Consider the following 17,893-nt stretch of genomic DNA (forward strand, 5'->3'; position numbering starts at 1 on the left):
TGTAAATTTTAAAATTAAAGTACTTCAGGAGCTAATGAAATGACTTTCATATATTCTTTATCTCTCAGTTCACGAGCAACCGGTCCGAAAACACGGGTTCCTCTCATTTCGCCTGCAGCGTTCAAAAGAACACAAGCGTTGTCGTCGAACTTAATGTATGAACCATCTTTTCTACGAACTGCTTTTTTAGTTCTTACTACTACTGCTTTAGAAACGGTACCTTTTTTTGCGTTTCCCTGTGGTGTAGAATCTTTGATAGTAACTACGATTTTATCACCAACTGAAGCATATCTTCTTCTAGTTCCACCTAGAACTCTGATTACAAGTACTTCTTTTGCACCTGTGTTATCAGCAACTTTTAATCTTGATTCTGTTTGTAACATTACTTAGCTTTTTCAATGATTCTTACTAATCTCCATCTCTTACTTTTGCTCAAAGGTCTTGTTTCAGTGATTAATACTGTATCGCCTTCGTTGCACTCGTTGTTCTCGTCGTGAGCGGTATATTTTTTCGTTTTCAAAACGAATTTACCGTACATCGGGTGCTTCATTCTCATCGTTTCACTTACAACAATGGTTTTCTCCATCTTATTGCTAGAAACGATTCCGATTCTTTCTTTTCTTAAATTTCTATCCATGATGAAATCCTTATTGTTGTTTAAGTGTTAATTCAGTTTCTAATCTTGCGATTGTTTTTCTCAAATCTCTGATTTGGATTGGGTTTTCAATCGGGCTGATTCTGTGGGCCAATTTCAATTTGGTGAAATCTGCTTTTGCCTCAGCTAATTTGTTTTGGATGTCTCCTGCGCTTAGATTTTTGATGTCAGCTTTCTTCATTTCTTTAAAATTATTGAGGTTGAACAAAATCGTTAGCGACTACAAATTTGGTAACTACCGGTAATTTTTGTGCGGCAAGTCTAAGTGCTTCTTTCGCTACTTCGTAAGGAACACCTCCTACTTCGAACATAATTTTACCAGGCTTTACTACAGCTACCCAATATTCCACGGCACCTTTACCTTTACCCATACGTACTTCCGCAGGTTTTTTGGTAATTGGCTTATCCGGGAAGATTTTGATCCATAGCTGACCTTCTCTTTTCATATATCTTGTAGCGGCGATACGCGCAGCTTCAATTTGTCTTGCAGTGATCCAAGCTCCTTCAGTTGCTTTGATACCGAAAGTTCCGTAAGCGAGTTGATTACCTCTTTGAGCAATCCCCTTCATCTTCATTTTGTGAACTTTACGGAATTTAGTTCTTCTTGGTTGTAACATGATTTTTCTAAATTTTAGATTTCAGATTTCAGATTTCAGATTTCAGATTTAAAAAGTAACGGTAATTTAAAACTTGGTCTATCAATCTAAAATTTAATTATTTTCTATCTCTTGGTCTTCTGTCTCCTCTGTCACCTCTCTCGCTTCTCTCTCCTCTACCTGCAGGTGCTTTTTTCTGTTGTCCTACTAATGGGCTAAGTTCTCTTTTACCGTAAACCTCACCTTTCATGATCCAAACTTTCACTCCAAGCTTTCCGTACTGAGTAAGTGCTTCACCGATGTGGTAATCGATATCTGCACGGAAAGTTGACAATGGGATTCTTCCTTCTTTGAAAGACTCGCTTCTTGCCATTTCCGCTCCGTTCAATCTTCCAGAAATCTGAACTTTGATTCCTTCTGCACCCATTCTCATTGTGGAAGCCATTGCCATCTTAACTGCTCTTCTGTAAGAGATACGGTTTTCGATTTGTTTAGCAATGCTGTCTGCAACCAATACTGCGTCAAGTTCAGGTCTTTTAATTTCGAAGATGTTGATTTGGATATCCTTGTCGGTAATCTTTTTCAATTCTTCTTTCAATTTATCAACTTCCTGCCCTCCTTTACCGATGATCAATCCCGGTCTAGCTGTAGTGATTGTTACTGTTACTAATTTCAGGGTTCTTTCAATAAAGATTTTTGAAATACCACCTTTAGATAATCTCGCTTCAAGGTATCTTCTGATTTTGTAGTCTTCCGCGATTCTGTCTCCATAATCGTTTCCGCCAAACCAGTTAGAATCCCATCCTCTGATGATTCCTAATCTGTTACCAATTGGATTTGTCTTCTGTCCCATACCTTGAATTATTTGTTATCTTTAGTACCTAAGATTAATGTGATGTGGTTGCTTCTCTTTCTGATTCTGTAACCTCTTCCTTGTGGAGCCGGTCTTAGTCTCTTCAATTGTCTTGCACTGTCCACATGAATTTCCTTCACGATAAGTCCTGCTTCTTCAATGTCTGCACCTTCGTTTTTCAACTGCCAGTTTGCCATTGCAGAAAGTAAAACTTTCTCTAATTTGTTGGATGCTTCTTTCTTTGAAAATTTAAGGATTGCCAATGCTTTGTCAACCTCAACTCCTCTGATGATGTCTGCAACCAATCTCATTTTTCTTGGAGAAGAAGGGCAGTCGTTATGTAAGGCTTTTGCCACATCCTGGTTTGCTATTTTACGTGCCAATGCACTTTCTCTTTTTCTTGATCCCATGATTATCTACCTCCTTTATTTTTGTTACCACCGTGACCTCTGAAAGATCTTGTCGGAGAAAATTCGCCTAACTTGTGACCAACCATGTTTTCGGTTACATAAACTGGGATAAAAGATTTCCCGTTGTGTACCGCAATAGTCTGTCCTACGAAGTCCGGAGAGATCATAGATGCTCTGGACCAAGTCTTGATAACTGTCTTTTTATTAGACTCTATATTTGCCTGAACCTTCTTATCTAAAGTATGATGAATGAAAGGTCCTTTCTTAAGTGATCTTGCCATAATTATTTTCTTTTAGATACGATGAATCGGTTAGACGCTTTATTTTTCTTTCTTGTTTTGTAACCTTTAGCCGGTTTACCGTTTCTTGATCTTGGGTGACCTCCAGAAGAACGTCCTTCACCACCTCCCATCGGGTGATCTACAGGGTTCATTGCTACTGGTCTTGTTCTTGGTCTTCTACCCAACCATCTGCTTCTACCAGCTTTTCCTGAAACGGTCAACTGGTGGTCAGAGTTTGAAACTGAACCAATCATTGCCATACATTCAGTAAGGATCATTCTGGATTCTCCTGAAGGCAATTTCACGATTGCATATTTCCCGTCTCTTGAAGTCAATTGCGCTGAAGAACCTGCAGATCTTGCCATAATTGCACCTTGTCCAGGTTTCAATTCGATACAAGAGATTACAGTTCCCAAAGGAATGTTTTTCAGTTTCATTGCGTTACCAACTTCTGGTTCAGCAGTTTCTGCAGAGATTACTTTCTGGTCTACTTTGATTCCGTTTGGAGCGATGATGTATCTCTTCTCTCCATCCGCGTACTCAAGTAGCGCGATGAAAGCAGTTCTGTTTGGATCGTACTCTACAGTTTTTACCGTAGCTTCAACGTTGAATTTATTTCTCTTGAAGTCGATAATTCTGTATTTCTTTTTGTGTCCACCTCCGGTGTAACGCATGGTCATTTTACCAGTTTGGTTACGTCCACCTGACTTTTTAATACCAACTGTTAGAGATTTCTCTGGTTTGTTGGTAGTAATTTCCTCAAAGTTGTTTACAACTCTGAATCTCTGTCCCGGGGTGATAGGTTTTAATTTTCTAACAGACATTACTATTGTTTATATTTAATTAATTCGTTGCAAAAATATCGATAACTTCACCTTCAACAAGCTTCACTACCGCTTTTTTCAATTTGTTGGTTTTCCCAACCTGTAATCCTTTTTTGGTGTATTTTGATGAAACTTTAGGAGCGTAAATCATGGTGTTTACTTCCGCTACTTTCACACCGTAAGCATCTTCTACCGCTTTTTTAATCTGGATTTTATTCGCTTTAGTATCCACTAAAAAAGAATAAGTCCCTCTTAAATCAGTAAGGTAATTTGCTTTTTCTGAAATAACTGGTTTAATAATTACTGACATGATTTATTTTCTTAAATTTTCCTGGAATTTTTCGATAGCACCTTCTAAGAATACAATCTCACCTGCATGTACCAAGTCGTAAGAACTGATCTCGTTATAAGTCAATACTTTAGTTTTCGGTAAATTTCTTGATGAAAGATATACGTTCTTGTTTGCTTCAGGCAAAATGTACAAAGACTTTTTCCCTTCGAAACCTAATGCGTTGTTCAAGTTGATAAATTCTTTAGTTTTAGGAGCGTCGAAAGTGAATGCTTCCAAAACTTTGATAGAATTATCTCTCAATTTTTGAGAAAGCACAGATTTTTTAGCCAATCTTTTCAAAGCTTTGTTCAATTTGAATCTGTAGTCTCTTGGTTTTGGACCAAAAACTCTACCTCCACCTTTGAAAGTTGGCGACTTGATGTCACCGTATCTCGCAGATCCTGAACCTTTTTGCTTTTTAAGCTTTCTAGTAGAAGCAGTGATTTCGCTTCTTTCTTTTGATTTATGTGTTCCTTGTCTTTGTGCAGCAAGGTATTGTTTCACTTCTAAGTAAACCGCGTGCTGATTTGGCTCGATTCCGAAGATGGTTTCGTCCAAAGTTACTTTTCTTCCGGTTTCTTTTCCTGATGTATTATAAACTACTAACTCCATCTTCTGATAATTACGTATGAATTTTTCGCTCCCGGAACAGCACCTTTTACTACTAAAAGATTTTGCTCTTCATCTACTCTTAACACTTCAAGGTTTTGTACGGTTACTTGTTTACCGCCCATTCTTCCCGCCATTCTCATTCCTTTGAAAACTCTTGACGGATCGGAACCTGCACCGATAGAACCTGGAGCTCTTAATCTGTTGTGCTGTCCGTGAGTTGCCTGCATTACACCACCGAAGTTGTGTCTTTTAACAACACCCTGGAAACCTTTACCTTTTGAAGTTCCTGTAACGTCCACATATTCACCTTCTGCGAATAGGTTTACTTTCACTTCGTCTCCTACTTTCAAGTGGTCGAACCCGTGGTGGAATTCTACCAATTTAGCTTTAGGAGTTGAACCTGCCTTTTTGAAATGGCCGGTTAACGCTTTACCAACGTTCTTCTCACTCTTGTCATCGAAACCCAACTGAAAGCCAACATAGCCATCAGTTTCTTTGGTTCTGACCTGTAAAACCGAGCATGGACCTGCTTGAATAACGGTACAAGGAATATTTTTTCCTTCTTCGTTAAACAGGGAAGTCATCCCGATTTTTTTACCAATAATACCTGACATTATTTATATATATCTATTAAGTTCTTCATTATCAATCAGAGATTGCAGTGATTTCTACGTATGAAATAGGCACACTTCTTCCCCAAATTGAGTGTGCAAATGTAAGAAGATTTTTTGAATTGACAATGAGTGAGTTAAAAAAATATTAATAAAAACTCAAAAAACTTAAAATTGCTCCCATTGTGGATTAATACATCATTGAAATAAAAAATATAAGTCATGGAGAAGGAAAAGTGCTGCGAAATCAACAATATCTCCGCATCTTGTGGTATATGATGAAATAAGCAAATCACATTAATCTTCAAATGCGCCGTTCAAGTCTCTGCCCCTTTTTTTGAATTCATGGTTATTTTTGGCAGCATCGATAGAATGAGACTGATGCAAATCATTATCGCTTTCCGCCAAATCTGATAATTCCTCGTAAAACTTATGCAAGTTATCCAGCTCCTTTTCCGTCAAATCCTCAATATCCACAATTCTATTGCTGGCCTTTTCACTGGCGGCAATCAATTCATTTAATTTAATTTGGATCGCTTTGGAATCTTTGTTTTGCGCCTTTTGAATTAAAAAAACCATCAAAAACGTAATAATTGTAGTACCAGTATTGATGATCATTTGCCAGGTTTCTGAATATTGAAAAAAGGGACCGGTAGCTGCCCATACAATAACTAATACCATTGCTCCAAGAAATGCTCCGGGACTTCCTGTAAAGTTTGTTGCCCAGTTAGCAAACCTATCGAAAAAACTAACCTTTTTGTCGTTGCTTATTGTTTTCACCTTCTTTTTATTTAAAATTTTGACCCAGTAATTTAACACGGATTTTTCATAATCAAATTTAAAAAACATTTGTGTTAAAGCACAACTTCAAAGAATTTTAAAGTACGTTGAAAAGAATTTATAAATTTGAACATGCAGAAATTTTCACAGTTCTTAATTTTAACCATCTTCCTCGCCTGCCAAAATCAGGAAAACCATCCCTATACATTCTATTATTGGCGCACAAACCTCTCTTTAAACCAAACAGAAAAACAGGAACTAAAAAAAGCAACTATACCTTATCTATATGCACGGTTTTTCGACATCGAAAAAGTGGATGGTAAATTTCAACCGGTTGCGATAATTAACAAGGACAAATCTTTTGAAACCGACAAAGAAATCGTTCCGGTGGTTTTTATTAAAAATGACGTGTTTTATGATATTAAATTAGATGAAATTGCCTTCCTCGCAAAAAATGTGTATTCTTTGATAAAGAAAAAACAGAACGAATTTGGTTTTAAAATCTCCAAAGAAATCCAAATCGATTGCGATTGGACAGCAGGAACTAACAAAGAGTATTTCGAATTTTTAAAACAGCTGAAGGAAATTTCGGAAAAAGAAATCACCTGCACTTTGCGCCTTCATCAAATTCATCACCGGGCACTTTCCGGAGTTCCGCCGGTGGAAAAGGTTTATTTGATGTGCTACTCCACTTCTTCTCCATTGGAAGATTCAGATAAAAATTCAATTCTTGAGCTCAAGACGTTGAAAAAATATTTGGCCTACGTTCACCGTTATCCCGTTGATATAGACATTGTACTTCCAGTAAAGGGATTTCGGACAAAATCAGGTGATATTTCCGACATACAGCTGCTTGAAGTGCGAAAATACTTGGACCAAAAATTAAACAGCTACAATATCGTTTATTATCATTTGAACAGCAATTTTGGAAATTTTGGTTTTTAATTTCGTTGCCTAATCAGCGTTTTTTAGTAGGATATTTTAAAGCCTTATCGATTTCAATCGGATTGTTTTCTTTGCGCATCATTTCCTGAAATCGTTCCGTAAGCTCTTTGAACTGCTCAATGCTTTTAACTTCAATCCCCAAAACAGAAAATTTTCCGGCGCCATTACTCTTTTTAAAATCTTCTTTGAAGTCTCTTAAAGGATCGTTAAAAAGTTCCATTCTCTTTTTCAATAGAACCTTCTCATTAATCGGGATGGGTTTTTTACCACCGAAAGATTCCAAAAACTCGGACGTGTCATAAGTATTTTTAAATTTCTGACTTTTGACCAAACTGAAAATAAAATTCTGTTGATCATCTTGAATTTCAAAAATTAAACCCGGCAATCCTCTGAATTTGTAAGGTCCTTCACTTAAATTCACTTCTTTGGAAAACCAAGCCGTCCATTTTCTTCCACCGAAATTGGTGGTTGCTTTTTGCAAAGTATATTGAGCGGATTTTTTGGTTTCGTTTGAAAGATTCCAACTGATTTTGTCTTCGGTCTGAAAGCTGAAAAAATCGTTCAATAAAATATAGGAAATATTGGTATATGAATTTTTGTTGCGCTTCAAAGCAGGAAGTTGGTCATCCCACATGATGTTTTTGTAATTGCGAACTTTCCCCAAAGAATCGTTTTCTGCGTAAGCGTAAGGATAAAATTTGAATTCATCGGGATTAATATCCAATACCATGTTTTCAGTCCGAAATTCTTTGGAGAGCGAATCACTCTTAAATTTAAACTCAAAAATAAAACGGTGGGTTTGCGCGGAAAACAATAGAGGAAACAAGATGAGGATGAACTTTTTCATTTAATTCCATATCTATAGACCAAATATATCAATAAAAGCTGAACGGAAACCAATATAAAAAATTTCATTAAGAAGCTTCTCTTCGCGATCTTATGGTTGAAAATAAACATCGCTAAAACTGAACCTATGGTTCCACCGAAAAATGTGGTAACGAGTAGAGTGGCTTCTGAAATTCTTGCGCGGCTATTTTTAGCTAAAAATTTATCCGTTCCGAATACTGCAAAACTGGTAACCGAAATGAAAAGCAAGTATATTACTACGAATGACATTTGCAGAATTTTATCAAAGATAATATTATGTAGGTTTTTGACAAGAAAAAAAATCCGCCCTCTTTCGAGAACGGATTTGTTATCATAGCAAAGTGCTGTTGACACGCGATAAATCGCGTCTCTACAAAATCACACTTTAATTTCTACGTCAACTCCTGAAGGAAGCTCCAATTTCATAAGAGCATCTACAGTTTTAGAAGAAGAAGAATAGATGTCCATCAATCTTTTGTGTGCAGAAAGTTGGAACTGTTCTCTTGCTTTTTTGTTTACGTGCGGAGATCTCAACACGGTGAAGATTCTCTTGTTTGTTGGCAATGGGATTGGTCCGTTTACAACAGCTCCAGTCGCTTTTACCGTTTTTACGATTTTCTCAGCAGATTTGTCCACCAAATTGTAATCGTAAGATTTTAATTTTATTCTGATTCTTTGTGACATTTTAATCTAATTTTTAAAATTAACCTTTAGCTTTTGCGATTACTTCTTCGGCAACGTTTGTAGGTGCTGCTTCATATCTTTCGAATTCCATTGAAGAGGTTGCTCTACCTGAAGATAAAGTTCTCAACGATGTTACATATCCGAACATTTCAGAAAGTGGCACGAAAGCTTTGATTACTTTGGCGTTATTTCTATCGTCCATACCGTTTACGGTTCCTCTTCTTCTGTTAAGGTCGCCCACGATATCTCCCATGTATTCTTCCGGAGTTACTACTTCCAGTTTCATAATTGGTTCCATGATTACCGGCTTCGCTTTCTTACCAGCTTCACGGAATCCCATTTTAGCTGCCAATTCGAAAGATAACTGATCAGAGTCAACTGCGTGGAAAGATCCGTCTTTAAGGGTAACTTTGATACCTTCGATTTCGAAACCTGCCAATGGACCGTTCTTCATGGATTCTTTGAATCCTTTCTCCACTGAAGGGATAAATTCTTTAGGAATGTTACCACCTTTAATTTCGTTGATGAATTCCAATCCTGGTTTTCCGTCATCAGTTGGTCCAAGTTCGAAAACGATATCTGCGAATTTACCACGACCACCTGATTGCTTTTTGTAAACTTCTCTGTGGTTTGTAGTTGTAGTAAGGTTTTCTTTGTACTCTACCTGCGGTTGACCTTGGTTAACTTCTACCTTGAATTCTCTTCTCATACGGTCAACGATGATGTCCAAGTGAAGTTCACCCATTCCGGAAATAATCGTTTGTCCAGAAGCTTCGTCAGTTTTTACCTGGAAAGTAGGATCTTCTTCTGCCAATTTAGCAAGAGCGTTACCCATTTTATCCTGGTCTGCTTTAGTTTTAGGCTCAACTGCGATACCAATTACCGGATCTGGGAAAATCATCGATTCTAGAACGATTGGGTTTTTCTCGTCAGATAAAGTATCACCTGTTTTAATATCTTTAAATCCTACCGCTGCACCGATATCTCCTGCTTCAATCATTTCAACAGGATTTTGCTTGTTTGCGTGCATTTGGTAAATTCTAGAAATTCTTTCTTTGTTACCAGATCTTGTGTTCAAAACATAAGAACCTGCATCCAATTTCCCTGAATAAGCTCTAAAGAATGCCAATCTTCCTACGAATGGATCTGTTGCAATTTTGAAAGCCAATGCAGAGAATGGTTCTGTAACTGAAGGTTTTCTTTCGATCTCTTCGTCAGTTCTTGGGTCAGTTCCTTTAATATTGTCTTTATCCATTGGTGAAGGCAAATATTTACAAACTGCATCCAACATAAACTGAACACCTTTGTTCTTAAAAGAAGAACCACAAGTCATCGGGATAATTGATAAATCGATGGTTGCTTTTCTCAACGCTTCGTTGATTTCTTCTTCTGTGATTGAATCTGGGTCTTCGAAGAATTTCTCCATCAAAGTATCGTCATAATCAGCAACAGCTTCTACCAACTTTTCGCGGTATTCCATCACTTCGTCCTTCATGTTATCAGGAATTGGAACTACTTCATAAGTTGCTCCCTGTCCTGCCTCGTCCCAAACGATTGCTCTGTTTTTAATTAAGTCAACTACGCCTTTGAAATCTTCTTCAGCACCGATTGGTAGAACGATAGGAACTGCATTGGAACCTAACATTTCTTTTACTTGTTTTACAACGTTCAAGAAATCAGCACCTTGTCTGTCCATTTTGTTTACGAATCCCATTCTCGCCACTTTGTAGTTGTCTGCCAATCTCCAATTGGTTTCAGATTGAGGCTCAACTCCGTCAACCGCAGAGAAAAGGAATACCAATCCATCCAATACTCTCAAAGAACGGTTTACCTCTACGGTAAAATCAACGTGTCCCGGTGTATCGATGATGTTGAAATGATATTCTTTAGATTCTGGTAAAAGTTTACCCTGTGTAGTTGGGAAGTTCCACTTACAGGTTGTAGCTGCAGAAGTAATGGTAATCCCTCTCTCTGCTTCCTGCTCCATCCAGTCCATTGTAGAAGCACCTTCGTGAACTTCACCAATTTTGTGGGTTTTCCCTGTGTAGAACAAAATTCTTTCTGTAGTGGTGGTTTTCCCTGCGTCAATGTGAGCAGCAATACCAATGTTTCTTGTGTATCTAAGGTCTCTTGCCATTTCAGATTAGAATTTAAAGTGTGAAAATGCTTTGTTAGCTTCAGCCATTCTGTGAGTGTCTGTTTTCTTTTTGTACGCAGCACCTTCTTCTTTAGCAGCCGCGATAACTTCTGACGCTAATTTTTGAGCCATCGATTTATCGTTTCTTGCCTTAGAATATTTGATTAACCACTTCATCGCCATAGAAATTTTTCTATCGGCTCTGATTGGCATAGGAATTTGGAAGTTTGCACCACCGATTCTTCTTGAACGTACTTCTACGTGCGGCATTACGTTGGTTAAAGCATCTTTCCAGATTTCCAAAGAAGTTTTTTCGTTTTCTCCTTTTTTAGCCTCTACGATGTCTAAAGCATCATAGAAAATTTTGAATGCGATTGACTTCTTACCGTCAAGCATCAAATTGTTTACGAATCTTGTTACCAATTGATCATTAAATTTCGGATCCGGTAACAACGGTCTTTTTTTCGCTTTTGTCTTTCTCATTGTTTCGTTTCTTAAAAATTAATGATTACTTTTTCTTACCTTTTGCAGGTGCTGCTGCAGCTTGACCTGGTTTTGGTCTCTTAGCTCCATACTTCGATCTTCTCTGAGTTCTTCCGTTAACTCCTGCGGTATCCAAAGCTCCACGAACAATGTGATAACGTACTCCCGGTAGGTCTTTCACCCTTCCGCCTCTTACCAATACTATCGAGTGCTCTTGAAGATTGTGTCCTTCGCCCGGGATATAAGCGTTGACTTCTTTACCGTTAGAAAGTCTTACCCTTGCTACTTTTCTAAGTGCAGAGTTAGGTTTCTTCGGTGTGGTAGTATATACTCTTGTACATACCCCTCGTCTTTGTGGACAAGATTCAAGGGCAGCCGATTTGCTCTTCTTGGCAAGTGTGGCTCTTCCTTTTCTTACTAGTTGTTGAATAGTAGGCATTTAATTGCTTTTTATTTTAGGGTGCAAAAGTAGGAATAAAATTTTAATTGACAAACTGCTTTTTAAATTTATTTCTGAATTAAATCATTAGCAATCATCCCCTTTCGATTATTGATTTTTGATATATTTGCCAGAAAAGAAAATCCTTAAATATGAGAATTATTACATTTTTAGTTTGTCTGCTAATGGCACAAATGGCCTTTTCGCAGATTGAAAAGAAAAATATGACATCTGGTGAAATGACTCTGGTTAATAATGACAAAATCCTTTTTAAAGATTTGACTTGGAAAAACGACAAGGCTTTCTATATTAATGCAAACAACAATCAAGCGGAAGAATTGTTCGATGCTTCCATTAAAACAATAGAAGAAAAGGAGATCACTACTGCTGCTCCTTTGGCAAATGTTCCGACGAAAAATGAAGAGAAAAAAATCACCAGTTCCAGTTTCGGGTATCCTACAGGTGTTTACAAAACAAAGGAGGATTTCATCAGCAAGACACCAAGTTCGAATCCACAAATTTCAAAAAGAGGATTAATCGGCTTCGAGAAACCATTAGTTGGAGATGATGAAAATTACTGCTTTTTCTACGATACTTCTGATTCTAAATTGAAAAACGTATTCGCAGTTGTTCACAATGGATATCTTTATTTCAACATCGCGGCAATTTTAGTAAACCGAAACAAAAACGACAGAGCACAAACTTCCGACTTCCCAAATAGTTATACAAAAGTAATTTTTGGAGGCGAAAACTACCTTTATACCGAGGCGGACCTTGCAAATGTTTGGGCCAAAGGTCTTGCCTATAGCGCAGGAGCCGCAGGAGGTGCGGTAGCTTCAACTTTGAATACCGGAAAAGGAATTGTTTGGGATTTCAAAAACCAAGAGTTCAACATCTTTAAAAATTGCACTGATTACAATGATTTCATCAAAGATAAATCCGCAGAGGATGTGCAGAAATGTGAAAACCAGCAACCCAACAATCTGCAGGTAAGGGAAGCGGTGATGAAAATCAAATAACTATTTTAAAACATAGAACCACTGCTCCACATTTTTGTTCAAATCAAATTTCATCAGGTTTTGCTGGAGCGGTTTTACCTGTTCTGTTTCTAAGGCGTAAAAAACTACACGGTCAATTGCAGCGGCTTTGTTGTCTTGTATTTTCCACGACGCAACTGGAAGCCAACTTGCGGGAGTTTTTCCAGGAAACCATTCTGGATAAATTACAGCGATTACAAAGTTATTTTTAGCGGTATAATTAATAAGAAAATTTCTATATTTTTCATCAAAAACTTTTCTTGGCAACTTCTTATTCTCCATCTTAAACTTGGCGACTTGAGTTGATCCAAGTCCAACAATATCAAAAAGTTGAACACCACTGTAATAAGAGATCGCCCCAATATCGTTTGCAGCAACTTTTTGGCCACGATAATATTTCCCAAGAAAGCGCGACATCTCCACTTGCTGCTCATAAATGTTTTTAGAACTCACCATCGAGGGTTTATGCATGAACTGAAATCGGTAAAGAGAGAAAACAGTCATCATTACCAAACTAAAAAGCATCACCACATTTGCAATATTGAGTTTTCTTTTCTCCTCATTAAATCTCTTGAAGAACGCTGAAATGACAGGAATAACGACCATCAATACCGAAATCATCACATAATTTTCGTAACGGTACTTCAAGAAGGCAAATAAACTATGGATGATCGACATCGAAACAATTGTAATCATCAATGTTTCATTTTTAAAAAACAGATTGATTTTTTTAGACCTGTATTTTCCGGTTAAATAAACAATCAATATCACAAAAGGGAAAAACAGACATTTATAAAAACTTGTGTTCAGAAAAATTCCTTTCTTAACTAAAGTCACCACATTTTCCACAATATTATTTCCCGATGGAAGACTTCCTTTAATCATCACCGAATTCGGGAAGAAATATCCACCGTGAATTTCAGAAATTATTCCAAAAATCACAATCGCTGAAAATCCAGCAACCATTACTAAAATTCCCTTTGCAAAATCTTTCCTCAAGAACATCGCAAACGCCAAACTTGCCGTGAAAAACATACTTTCAAAACGCACAATCGACACAAAAAACACGACCGTTAAAAGCTTGATAAAGTCTTTCGTTTGAAAATTTGATTCAACGTTTTTGTGAATAAAATAGATCGCCAAAACCATTAGAAACATGTGAACGGTATGCTCCATGCTGATTAAAACCATTGCATATAATAAGGAGAAGGGAAGCAAAAGCGCAATCGCCCACTTCAATTCTGCCGCTCCGTAAAAATCTTTAAAATATCGATAAACTGTATAAATTGCCAAGTAGCCACAAATAACATTGATTACTAAAGGATAAAACTCCCAGATTCCAAACAATTTAATTAGGGATGTGAGCAAAAGCGTGTATAATATAGAAGAGGATGCACTATCAAAACCACCTGAATTTATCGACCAAACGCCGTTCAAAGCAAAATTCTTGGCAATTGCCATGTGAATGTAGGGATCATCAATCTGATAAATGAATCGCTCTCCGGGTGGAAGAAGCGACCAACTGTAAAAAAAATAAAATCCGGTAACCGCCGTGAAAACCAGCAATAAAGCGTATAAATATTTCTTCATGCCGCAAAGATGCGAAATTTAAAAATTTTATTTCTCATGTCAACTTTTAATATATATTTGTATCTCAAAAAAAACTGAAAATCTGGTGAAAAAATTTTTACTCTTTTTGCTCTTTTTATCATTATCCCCGCTGTATTTTTCTCAACAATACAGCATTTCGTTTGCGGAAAGAAATGCCTTAATCAGCTTTTTCAATTCCACTTCGGGAGAAACTTGGAGCCAAAAATGGGATTTCGAGAAAGACCCAAAATATTGGTACGGCGTAAAAATCGTCAATGGAAGAGTGGTGGAATTAAACCTCCGCGGAAATGCGCTGAAAGGCAATTTCCCTGCAACACTTTCCGCGTTAAATAAATTACAAAAACTCGACTTAAGCTCCAACCAGTTGACCGGAGATTTGTCACCGTCGTTATCTTCGCTTACCAATTTAGTTCGTTTGGATGTCAGCAACAACCGATTAACAGGCGATCCAACTGCTGCCATTTTGCCTCTTGCTAATCTTACAGAAATCTCGGTTGGAAACAACCAGTTTACATTTGCCGACCTAGATACTTTTCTGCAAAACTTTCCTGCCCTGAAAATCCTGGATTTGTCGCATATCGCACTGGTTTCTGTTCCGCAGAAAATCTCAACGCTTACCAATCTGGAGTCTTTAAATCTGAGCAACAACAATCTAAGCCAAAACTTCAGCAATCTATCGACTTTAATCAAATTGAGCGAATTAAACCTTTCTGGAAATCAGCTCACAAAAATTCCCACCGAACTTTCAAGTTTAGTTTCTTTAACGACGCTGAATTTGAGCAACAATTCTTTTAGCACAAATTACGCTGCTGCACTTTCAAACTTGAAAAATTTGGAATGGCTTTCTCTTCAAAATAATTTGATAACGGCTTTTCCTGCAGAATTGGTTCAGCTTAAAAATCTGGTTCATTTGAATTTTGCCGAGAATCAAATTTCCGGAGGTTTTGAAACATTGTTGCCCTTAACGAAGCTTGAACAAATCTATTTGGATAAGAACTTAATTTCAGGTGCATTTCCTTCATCTTTGCTTCAGCTGAAAATGTTGCAAATGCTTTCGTTAACGGGAAATCAACTTTCTGGAGATATTCCCGAAAACATTCCTGCCCTCACGTTTTTAGACAATAATCGCTACACGAAAACTGACATCAAAAATTTCATCGTACTGGATAAAAAAATGTCAGATTTTACCTATTCACCACAGAGATATGATGAGAAAAAAACGGTGTTCGCAGCTCTTGGAACATCTGCAACATTGCCACAGTCTTTAATGGGCGATGAGTATCAGTTTACCTGGTTTAAAAATTTAGGCGACAAAACTACCTCAACTACTGAAAGTTACTCTATAAATACCGTTCAAGAGGAAGATTATACCGATTATACTTGCGAAGCTTATTACTTCGAGAAGCTGCCCACAGAACTGGTTGAAATTTCTTTTTTCAGAGAACCTGTGACGCTTTCCAAAGGATTGGCAACTTCAGAAGCTAACTATGGACTGGTTGTTTATCCAAATCCAACTACCGATTTTCTAAATATCAAAACCCATAAACTCGATATTGAAAAGGTGTTTATTTTCGATTTGAGCGGTAAGTTAATCATGACGGAAAACAGCAGAAAAATAAACGTAAAAAACTTACCTGCCGCAACTTACGTGATTTCCATAAAAACTCCTGAAGGCGTGAAATCATTCAAATTCATCAAACATTAAGAGTTTAAACCGCCTTATTTTTGGTTCGTATTTTATTTGTATCATCAATATTAGTTTAAAATAATGCAAAATCGGCTTATCACTAAGTCGATTTTCTGTTTTGAATTGCTAAATTTGTTTTAAACATTATTTTCATGAATGAAGTTCGCTTAAAATCCATACTCGACAACGATTTCTACAAAATCACGATGCAGAACGCGGTGGTAAAACTTTTTCCGAATGAGAAAGTAAAATATCAATTCATCAACCGCGGAAAACATCATTTCCCGGAAGGTTTTGCAGAAGAATTACGAAAATCCGTAAATGCAATGGCAGAACTGAAATTAACGAAAGATGAGAAGCAGTTTTTAAAGGAAACTTGTCCTTATTTAGAACTTCCGTATCTCGATTTTCTTGGCGGTTATCATTACGACCCTTCAGAAGTTAAAATCGTGCAAACAGAAAATGATTTGCAAGTTACTATTGAAGGAGAATGGTACAGAACAATTTTGTGGGAAGTTCCGCTTTTGGCGTTGATTTCTGAACTTCATTACGAGATGAACCATCTGGAAAGAGATTCCAACGAAATGGTGATTGGAAAAACTTTGGAGAAAGCGAATCAGCTCAACAAGCTTGGAGTTACTTTTGCGGAATTTGGTACCCGAAGAAGACATTCCTACAAAGTTCAGGATTTGGTGGTGGAAGCTTTGGTTCAAAATAAAACTTCAAAATTTATCGGTAGTTCGAACGTACATTTCGCCATGAAGTACGGCGTAAAACCCATCGGAACTCACGCTCACGAATGGTTCATGTTCCACGCCGCGGAATATGGTTTCAAAATGGCAAACGCACTTTCTCTCGAGCATTGGGTGGATGTTTACCGCGGTGATTTGGGAGTTGCACTTTCCGATACTTACACCACCGACGTTTTTTTTCAACAGTTCGATAAAAAATTTGCGAAGTTGTTTGACGGTGTTCGCCACGACAGCGGAGATCCGATTGAGTTTGCCAACAAAACCATCAAACATTACAAGGAAAACGGAATCAATCCATTATTCAAATACATCATCTTTTCAGACGGATTAAATCTTGAAAAAGTAGAAGAAATCACCAAAGCTTGTAAAGACCGAATCGGAATTTCTTTCGGAATCGGAACCAATCTAACGAATGATGTAGGTTTAAAACCAATGAATATCGTCATGAAATTGATCGCCGCACAATCCATCAACGGCGATTGGATTCCGACCGTAAAACTTTCCGACGAAAAAGGAAAATATACAGGCGATCCCAAAATGATTGAGTTGGCGAAAGAATTTTTAAGAATCAAAGAATAACTCGGAATAAGTGTTTCGGGGAACGAGATTCGTGTTTCGAGGTTTGAATTGCGCGTTTTGACAGATGAGTGATATGAATCAAAATAACAAATCTTAAATTGAAATCATATATGAAGCCACGAAGTGGCGAAATCAATAGCAAAGGGTGAAGCCCTTTGAAAATAAAATATCAAAAGTAACAAGAGCCACGAAGTGGCGACATCAGAAAAACCATCAATGAAATACCTTATTTACATTCTAATTTTCTCTTTGTTGCCGATTTCATGTTCCGCACAAAAAAATTCCAACCAAAAATCTCCTAACGAATTCGACCAAAAACTCGCAGACTCTCTCGGCGCCGACAAATATGGGATGAAACAGTATATCCTTGTGATTTTAAAAACGGAAAAAGCAAACCTTACCGACAAAGACTTGCTGAATAATCATTTCCGAGGACACATGGAAAATATTCAGCGTTTGGCAAAGGAGGGAAAACTTGCTTTAGCAGGACCTTTCTCCACGAAAAACGAGAGAGATTATCGCGGAATTTTCATCTTTAATGTAAAGACAAAGGAGGAAGCCGAAAACCTTTTAAAAACCGATCCTGCCGTAATTGCTGGTGTTTTTGATTTTGAAATTTATCCGTGGTATGGTTCTGCAGCTTTGCCGATGTTTTTGAAATATCATGAAAAGATTTCGAAGGAGAATCCGTAAGCAACTTTTCCACAACTTCATTTTTC

The 17,893-nt window shown here is 37.3% G+C and carries 24 protein-coding genes; 5 read left to right on the top strand and 19 right to left on the bottom strand.

All coding sequences use genetic code 11. The annotated features are described in order from the left end of the window. Positions 1 to 14: 14 nt before the first annotated feature. From rplN to J4771_RS07480, 12 genes are all read right to left on the bottom strand, one after another. Complete coding sequence (gene rplN, locus J4771_RS07425; protein ID WP_031503404.1) at positions 15 to 383, bottom strand: 50S ribosomal protein L14; 369 nt, start codon at positions 381 to 383, stop codon at positions 15 to 17. Further along, a complete protein-coding gene (gene rpsQ, locus J4771_RS07430) occupies positions 383 to 640 on the bottom strand; it encodes a 30S ribosomal protein S17 (protein ID WP_224137791.1) in 258 nt (85 codons plus the stop codon). Before rpsQ ends, rplN begins: the two co-directional genes overlap by 1 nt. 7 nt (positions 641 to 647) lie before the next feature. Then, complete coding sequence (gene rpmC, locus J4771_RS07435) at positions 648 to 836, bottom strand: 50S ribosomal protein L29 (RefSeq protein ID WP_224134343.1); 189 nt, start codon at positions 834 to 836, stop codon at positions 648 to 650. A 10-nt stretch (positions 837 to 846) separates the two neighbouring features. Continuing rightward, positions 847 to 1,272, bottom strand: a complete 426-nt coding sequence (rplP, locus tag J4771_RS07440) for a 50S ribosomal protein L16 (RefSeq protein ID WP_048499080.1) — start codon at positions 1,270 to 1,272, stop codon at positions 847 to 849. 97 nt (positions 1,273 to 1,369) lie between these two features. After that, positions 1,370 to 2,104: a 30S ribosomal protein S3 gene (rpsC, locus tag J4771_RS07445; RefSeq protein ID WP_224134344.1), complete on the bottom strand. Its 735-nt coding sequence runs from the start codon at positions 2,102 to 2,104 to the stop codon at positions 1,370 to 1,372. A gap of 8 nt (positions 2,105 to 2,112) precedes the next feature. After that, positions 2,113 to 2,514: a 50S ribosomal protein L22 gene (gene rplV, locus J4771_RS07450; RefSeq protein ID WP_224134345.1), complete on the bottom strand. Its 402-nt coding sequence runs from the start codon at positions 2,512 to 2,514 to the stop codon at positions 2,113 to 2,115. A gap of 2 nt (positions 2,515 to 2,516) precedes the next feature. Beyond that, a complete protein-coding gene (gene rpsS, locus J4771_RS07455) occupies positions 2,517 to 2,795 on the bottom strand; it encodes a 30S ribosomal protein S19 (protein WP_028122169.1) in 279 nt (92 codons plus the stop codon). A gap of 2 nt (positions 2,796 to 2,797) precedes the next feature. Beyond that, positions 2,798 to 3,619, bottom strand: a complete 822-nt coding sequence (gene rplB / locus J4771_RS07460) for a 50S ribosomal protein L2 (protein WP_224134346.1) — start codon at positions 3,617 to 3,619, stop codon at positions 2,798 to 2,800. Between the two features lie 19 nt (positions 3,620 to 3,638). Next, complete coding sequence (gene rplW / locus J4771_RS07465; protein WP_224134347.1) at positions 3,639 to 3,929, bottom strand: 50S ribosomal protein L23; 291 nt, start codon at positions 3,927 to 3,929, stop codon at positions 3,639 to 3,641. A 3-nt stretch (positions 3,930 to 3,932) separates the two neighbouring features. Beyond that, on the bottom strand, positions 3,933 to 4,562 hold the full coding sequence (rplD, locus tag J4771_RS07470; RefSeq protein ID WP_224134348.1) for a 50S ribosomal protein L4: 630 nt from the start codon (positions 4,560 to 4,562) through the stop codon (positions 3,933 to 3,935). Further along, entirely contained in the window at positions 4,553 to 5,176 is a 624-nt protein-coding gene (gene rplC / locus J4771_RS07475; protein ID WP_224134349.1) for a 50S ribosomal protein L3, read from the bottom strand. The genes rplD and rplC overlap by 10 nt, the downstream gene beginning before the upstream one ends. A gap of 294 nt (positions 5,177 to 5,470) precedes the next feature. After that, entirely contained in the window at positions 5,471 to 6,022 is a 552-nt protein-coding gene (locus J4771_RS07480; protein WP_224134350.1) for a low affinity iron permease family protein, read from the bottom strand. Positions 6,023 to 6,085: 63 nt separating this feature from the next. Between J4771_RS07480 and J4771_RS07485 the strand changes: the two genes are divergently transcribed. After that, positions 6,086 to 6,898, top strand: coding sequence for a hypothetical protein (locus J4771_RS07485; protein ID WP_224134351.1), 813 nt, complete (start codon positions 6,086 to 6,088; stop codon positions 6,896 to 6,898). 13 nt (positions 6,899 to 6,911) lie between these two features. Here the strand turns inward: J4771_RS07485 and J4771_RS07490 are convergent, their stop codons facing one another. The 6 genes from J4771_RS07490 to rpsL form a co-directional block, all read right to left on the bottom strand. Then, entirely contained in the window at positions 6,912 to 7,745 is an 834-nt protein-coding gene (locus tag J4771_RS07490) for a GLPGLI family protein (protein WP_224134352.1), read from the bottom strand. Next, complete coding sequence (locus tag J4771_RS07495; protein ID WP_224134353.1) at positions 7,742 to 8,014, bottom strand: DUF1294 domain-containing protein; 273 nt, start codon at positions 8,012 to 8,014, stop codon at positions 7,742 to 7,744. Before J4771_RS07495 ends, J4771_RS07490 begins: the two co-directional genes overlap by 4 nt. 129 nt (positions 8,015 to 8,143) lie before the next feature. Further along, on the bottom strand, positions 8,144 to 8,449 hold the full coding sequence (rpsJ, locus tag J4771_RS07500) for a 30S ribosomal protein S10 (protein WP_002661363.1): 306 nt from the start codon (positions 8,447 to 8,449) through the stop codon (positions 8,144 to 8,146). Between the two features lie 19 nt (positions 8,450 to 8,468). Next, on the bottom strand, positions 8,469 to 10,586 hold the full coding sequence (gene fusA, locus J4771_RS07505) for an elongation factor G (RefSeq protein WP_224134354.1): 2,118 nt from the start codon (positions 10,584 to 10,586) through the stop codon (positions 8,469 to 8,471). 6 nt (positions 10,587 to 10,592) lie between these two features. Beyond that, positions 10,593 to 11,069: a 30S ribosomal protein S7 gene (gene rpsG, locus J4771_RS07510; RefSeq protein WP_224134355.1), complete on the bottom strand. Its 477-nt coding sequence runs from the start codon at positions 11,067 to 11,069 to the stop codon at positions 10,593 to 10,595. Between the two features lie 25 nt (positions 11,070 to 11,094). Beyond that, positions 11,095 to 11,508, bottom strand: a complete 414-nt coding sequence (gene rpsL, locus J4771_RS07515) for a 30S ribosomal protein S12 (RefSeq protein ID WP_048499091.1) — start codon at positions 11,506 to 11,508, stop codon at positions 11,095 to 11,097. A gap of 152 nt (positions 11,509 to 11,660) precedes the next feature. On the opposite strand from rpsL, the gene J4771_RS07520 reads away from it, so the two are divergent. After that, a complete protein-coding gene (locus J4771_RS07520; protein ID WP_224134356.1) occupies positions 11,661 to 12,527 on the top strand; it encodes a hypothetical protein in 867 nt (288 codons plus the stop codon). Here the strand turns inward: J4771_RS07520 and J4771_RS07525 are convergent, their stop codons facing one another. Further along, positions 12,528 to 14,135 (bottom strand): glycosyltransferase family protein, encoded by a 1,608-nt coding sequence (locus J4771_RS07525; protein ID WP_224134357.1) that lies wholly within the window; start codon positions 14,133 to 14,135, stop codon positions 12,528 to 12,530. A gap of 85 nt (positions 14,136 to 14,220) precedes the next feature. Between J4771_RS07525 and J4771_RS07530 the strand changes: the two genes are divergently transcribed. The 3 genes from J4771_RS07530 (at position 14,221) to J4771_RS07540 (ending at position 17,867) form a co-directional block, all read left to right on the top strand. Then, entirely contained in the window at positions 14,221 to 15,861 is a 1,641-nt protein-coding gene (locus J4771_RS07530; protein ID WP_224134358.1) for a leucine-rich repeat domain-containing protein, read from the top strand. Positions 15,862 to 15,995: 134 nt separating this feature from the next. Further along, positions 15,996 to 17,174, top strand: a complete 1,179-nt coding sequence (gene pncB / locus J4771_RS07535; RefSeq protein WP_224134359.1) for a nicotinate phosphoribosyltransferase — start codon at positions 15,996 to 15,998, stop codon at positions 17,172 to 17,174. A 216-nt stretch (positions 17,175 to 17,390) separates the two neighbouring features. Beyond that, a complete protein-coding gene (locus J4771_RS07540) occupies positions 17,391 to 17,867 on the top strand; it encodes a YciI family protein (protein WP_224134360.1) in 477 nt (158 codons plus the stop codon). The last annotated feature ends 26 nt before the right edge of the window (positions 17,868 to 17,893 follow it).

The sequence above is a fragment of the Candidatus Kaistella beijingensis genome, assembly GCF_020084865.1.
In the GTDB taxonomy this organism is placed as follows: domain Bacteria; phylum Bacteroidota; class Bacteroidia; order Flavobacteriales; family Weeksellaceae; genus Kaistella; species Kaistella beijingensis.

What these genes read in the sequence shown, in the direction of transcription:
- rplP (WP_048499080.1), bottom strand. Translation starts at nt 1,272, where the DNA reads ATGTTACAACCAAGAAGAACTAAATTCCGTAAAGTTCACAAAATGAAG.
- rplC (WP_224134349.1), bottom strand. Translation starts at nt 5,176, where the DNA reads ATGTCAGGTATTATTGGTAAAAAAATCGGGATGACTTCCCTGTTTAAC.
- rpsJ (WP_002661363.1), bottom strand. Translation starts at nt 8,449, where the DNA reads ATGTCACAAAGAATCAGAATAAAATTAAAATCTTACGATTACAATTTG.
- rpsC (WP_224134344.1), bottom strand. Translation starts at nt 2,104, where the DNA reads ATGGGACAGAAGACAAATCCAATTGGTAACAGATTAGGAATCATCAGA.
- J4771_RS07495 (WP_224134353.1), bottom strand. Translation starts at nt 8,014, where the DNA reads ATGTCATTCGTAGTAATATACTTGCTTTTCATTTCGGTTACCAGTTTT.
- J4771_RS07525 (WP_224134357.1), bottom strand. Translation starts at nt 14,135, where the DNA reads ATGAAGAAATATTTATACGCTTTATTGCTGGTTTTCACGGCGGTTACC.
- rpsL (WP_048499091.1), bottom strand. Translation starts at nt 11,508, where the DNA reads ATGCCTACTATTCAACAACTAGTAAGAAAAGGAAGAGCCACACTTGCC.
- J4771_RS07520 (WP_224134356.1), top strand. Translation starts at nt 11,661, where the DNA reads ATGAGAATTATTACATTTTTAGTTTGTCTGCTAATGGCACAAATGGCC.
- rplV (WP_224134345.1), bottom strand. Translation starts at nt 2,514, where the DNA reads ATGGGATCAAGAAAAAGAGAAAGTGCATTGGCACGTAAAATAGCAAAC.
- J4771_RS07540 (WP_224134360.1), top strand. Translation starts at nt 17,391, where the DNA reads ATGAAATACCTTATTTACATTCTAATTTTCTCTTTGTTGCCGATTTCA.
- rpmC (WP_224134343.1), bottom strand. Translation starts at nt 836, where the DNA reads ATGAAGAAAGCTGACATCAAAAATCTAAGCGCAGGAGACATCCAAAAC.
- pncB (WP_224134359.1), top strand. Translation starts at nt 15,996, where the DNA reads ATGAATGAAGTTCGCTTAAAATCCATACTCGACAACGATTTCTACAAA.
- rpsG (WP_224134355.1), bottom strand. Translation starts at nt 11,069, where the DNA reads ATGAGAAAGACAAAAGCGAAAAAAAGACCGTTGTTACCGGATCCGAAA.
- rplB (WP_224134346.1), bottom strand. Translation starts at nt 3,619, where the DNA reads ATGTCTGTTAGAAAATTAAAACCTATCACCCCGGGACAGAGATTCAGA.
- J4771_RS07490 (WP_224134352.1), bottom strand. Translation starts at nt 7,745, where the DNA reads ATGAAAAAGTTCATCCTCATCTTGTTTCCTCTATTGTTTTCCGCGCAA.
- rplN (WP_031503404.1), bottom strand. Translation starts at nt 383, where the DNA reads ATGTTACAAACAGAATCAAGATTAAAAGTTGCTGATAACACAGGTGCA.
- rplD (WP_224134348.1), bottom strand. Translation starts at nt 4,562, where the DNA reads ATGGAGTTAGTAGTTTATAATACATCAGGAAAAGAAACCGGAAGAAAA.
- J4771_RS07485 (WP_224134351.1), top strand. Translation starts at nt 6,086, where the DNA reads ATGCAGAAATTTTCACAGTTCTTAATTTTAACCATCTTCCTCGCCTGC.
- rplW (WP_224134347.1), bottom strand. Translation starts at nt 3,929, where the DNA reads ATGTCAGTAATTATTAAACCAGTTATTTCAGAAAAAGCAAATTACCTT.
- rpsS (WP_028122169.1), bottom strand. Translation starts at nt 2,795, where the DNA reads ATGGCAAGATCACTTAAGAAAGGACCTTTCATTCATCATACTTTAGAT.
- fusA (WP_224134354.1), bottom strand. Translation starts at nt 10,586, where the DNA reads ATGGCAAGAGACCTTAGATACACAAGAAACATTGGTATTGCTGCTCAC.
- J4771_RS07480 (WP_224134350.1), bottom strand. Translation starts at nt 6,022, where the DNA reads ATGTTTTTTAAATTTGATTATGAAAAATCCGTGTTAAATTACTGGGTC.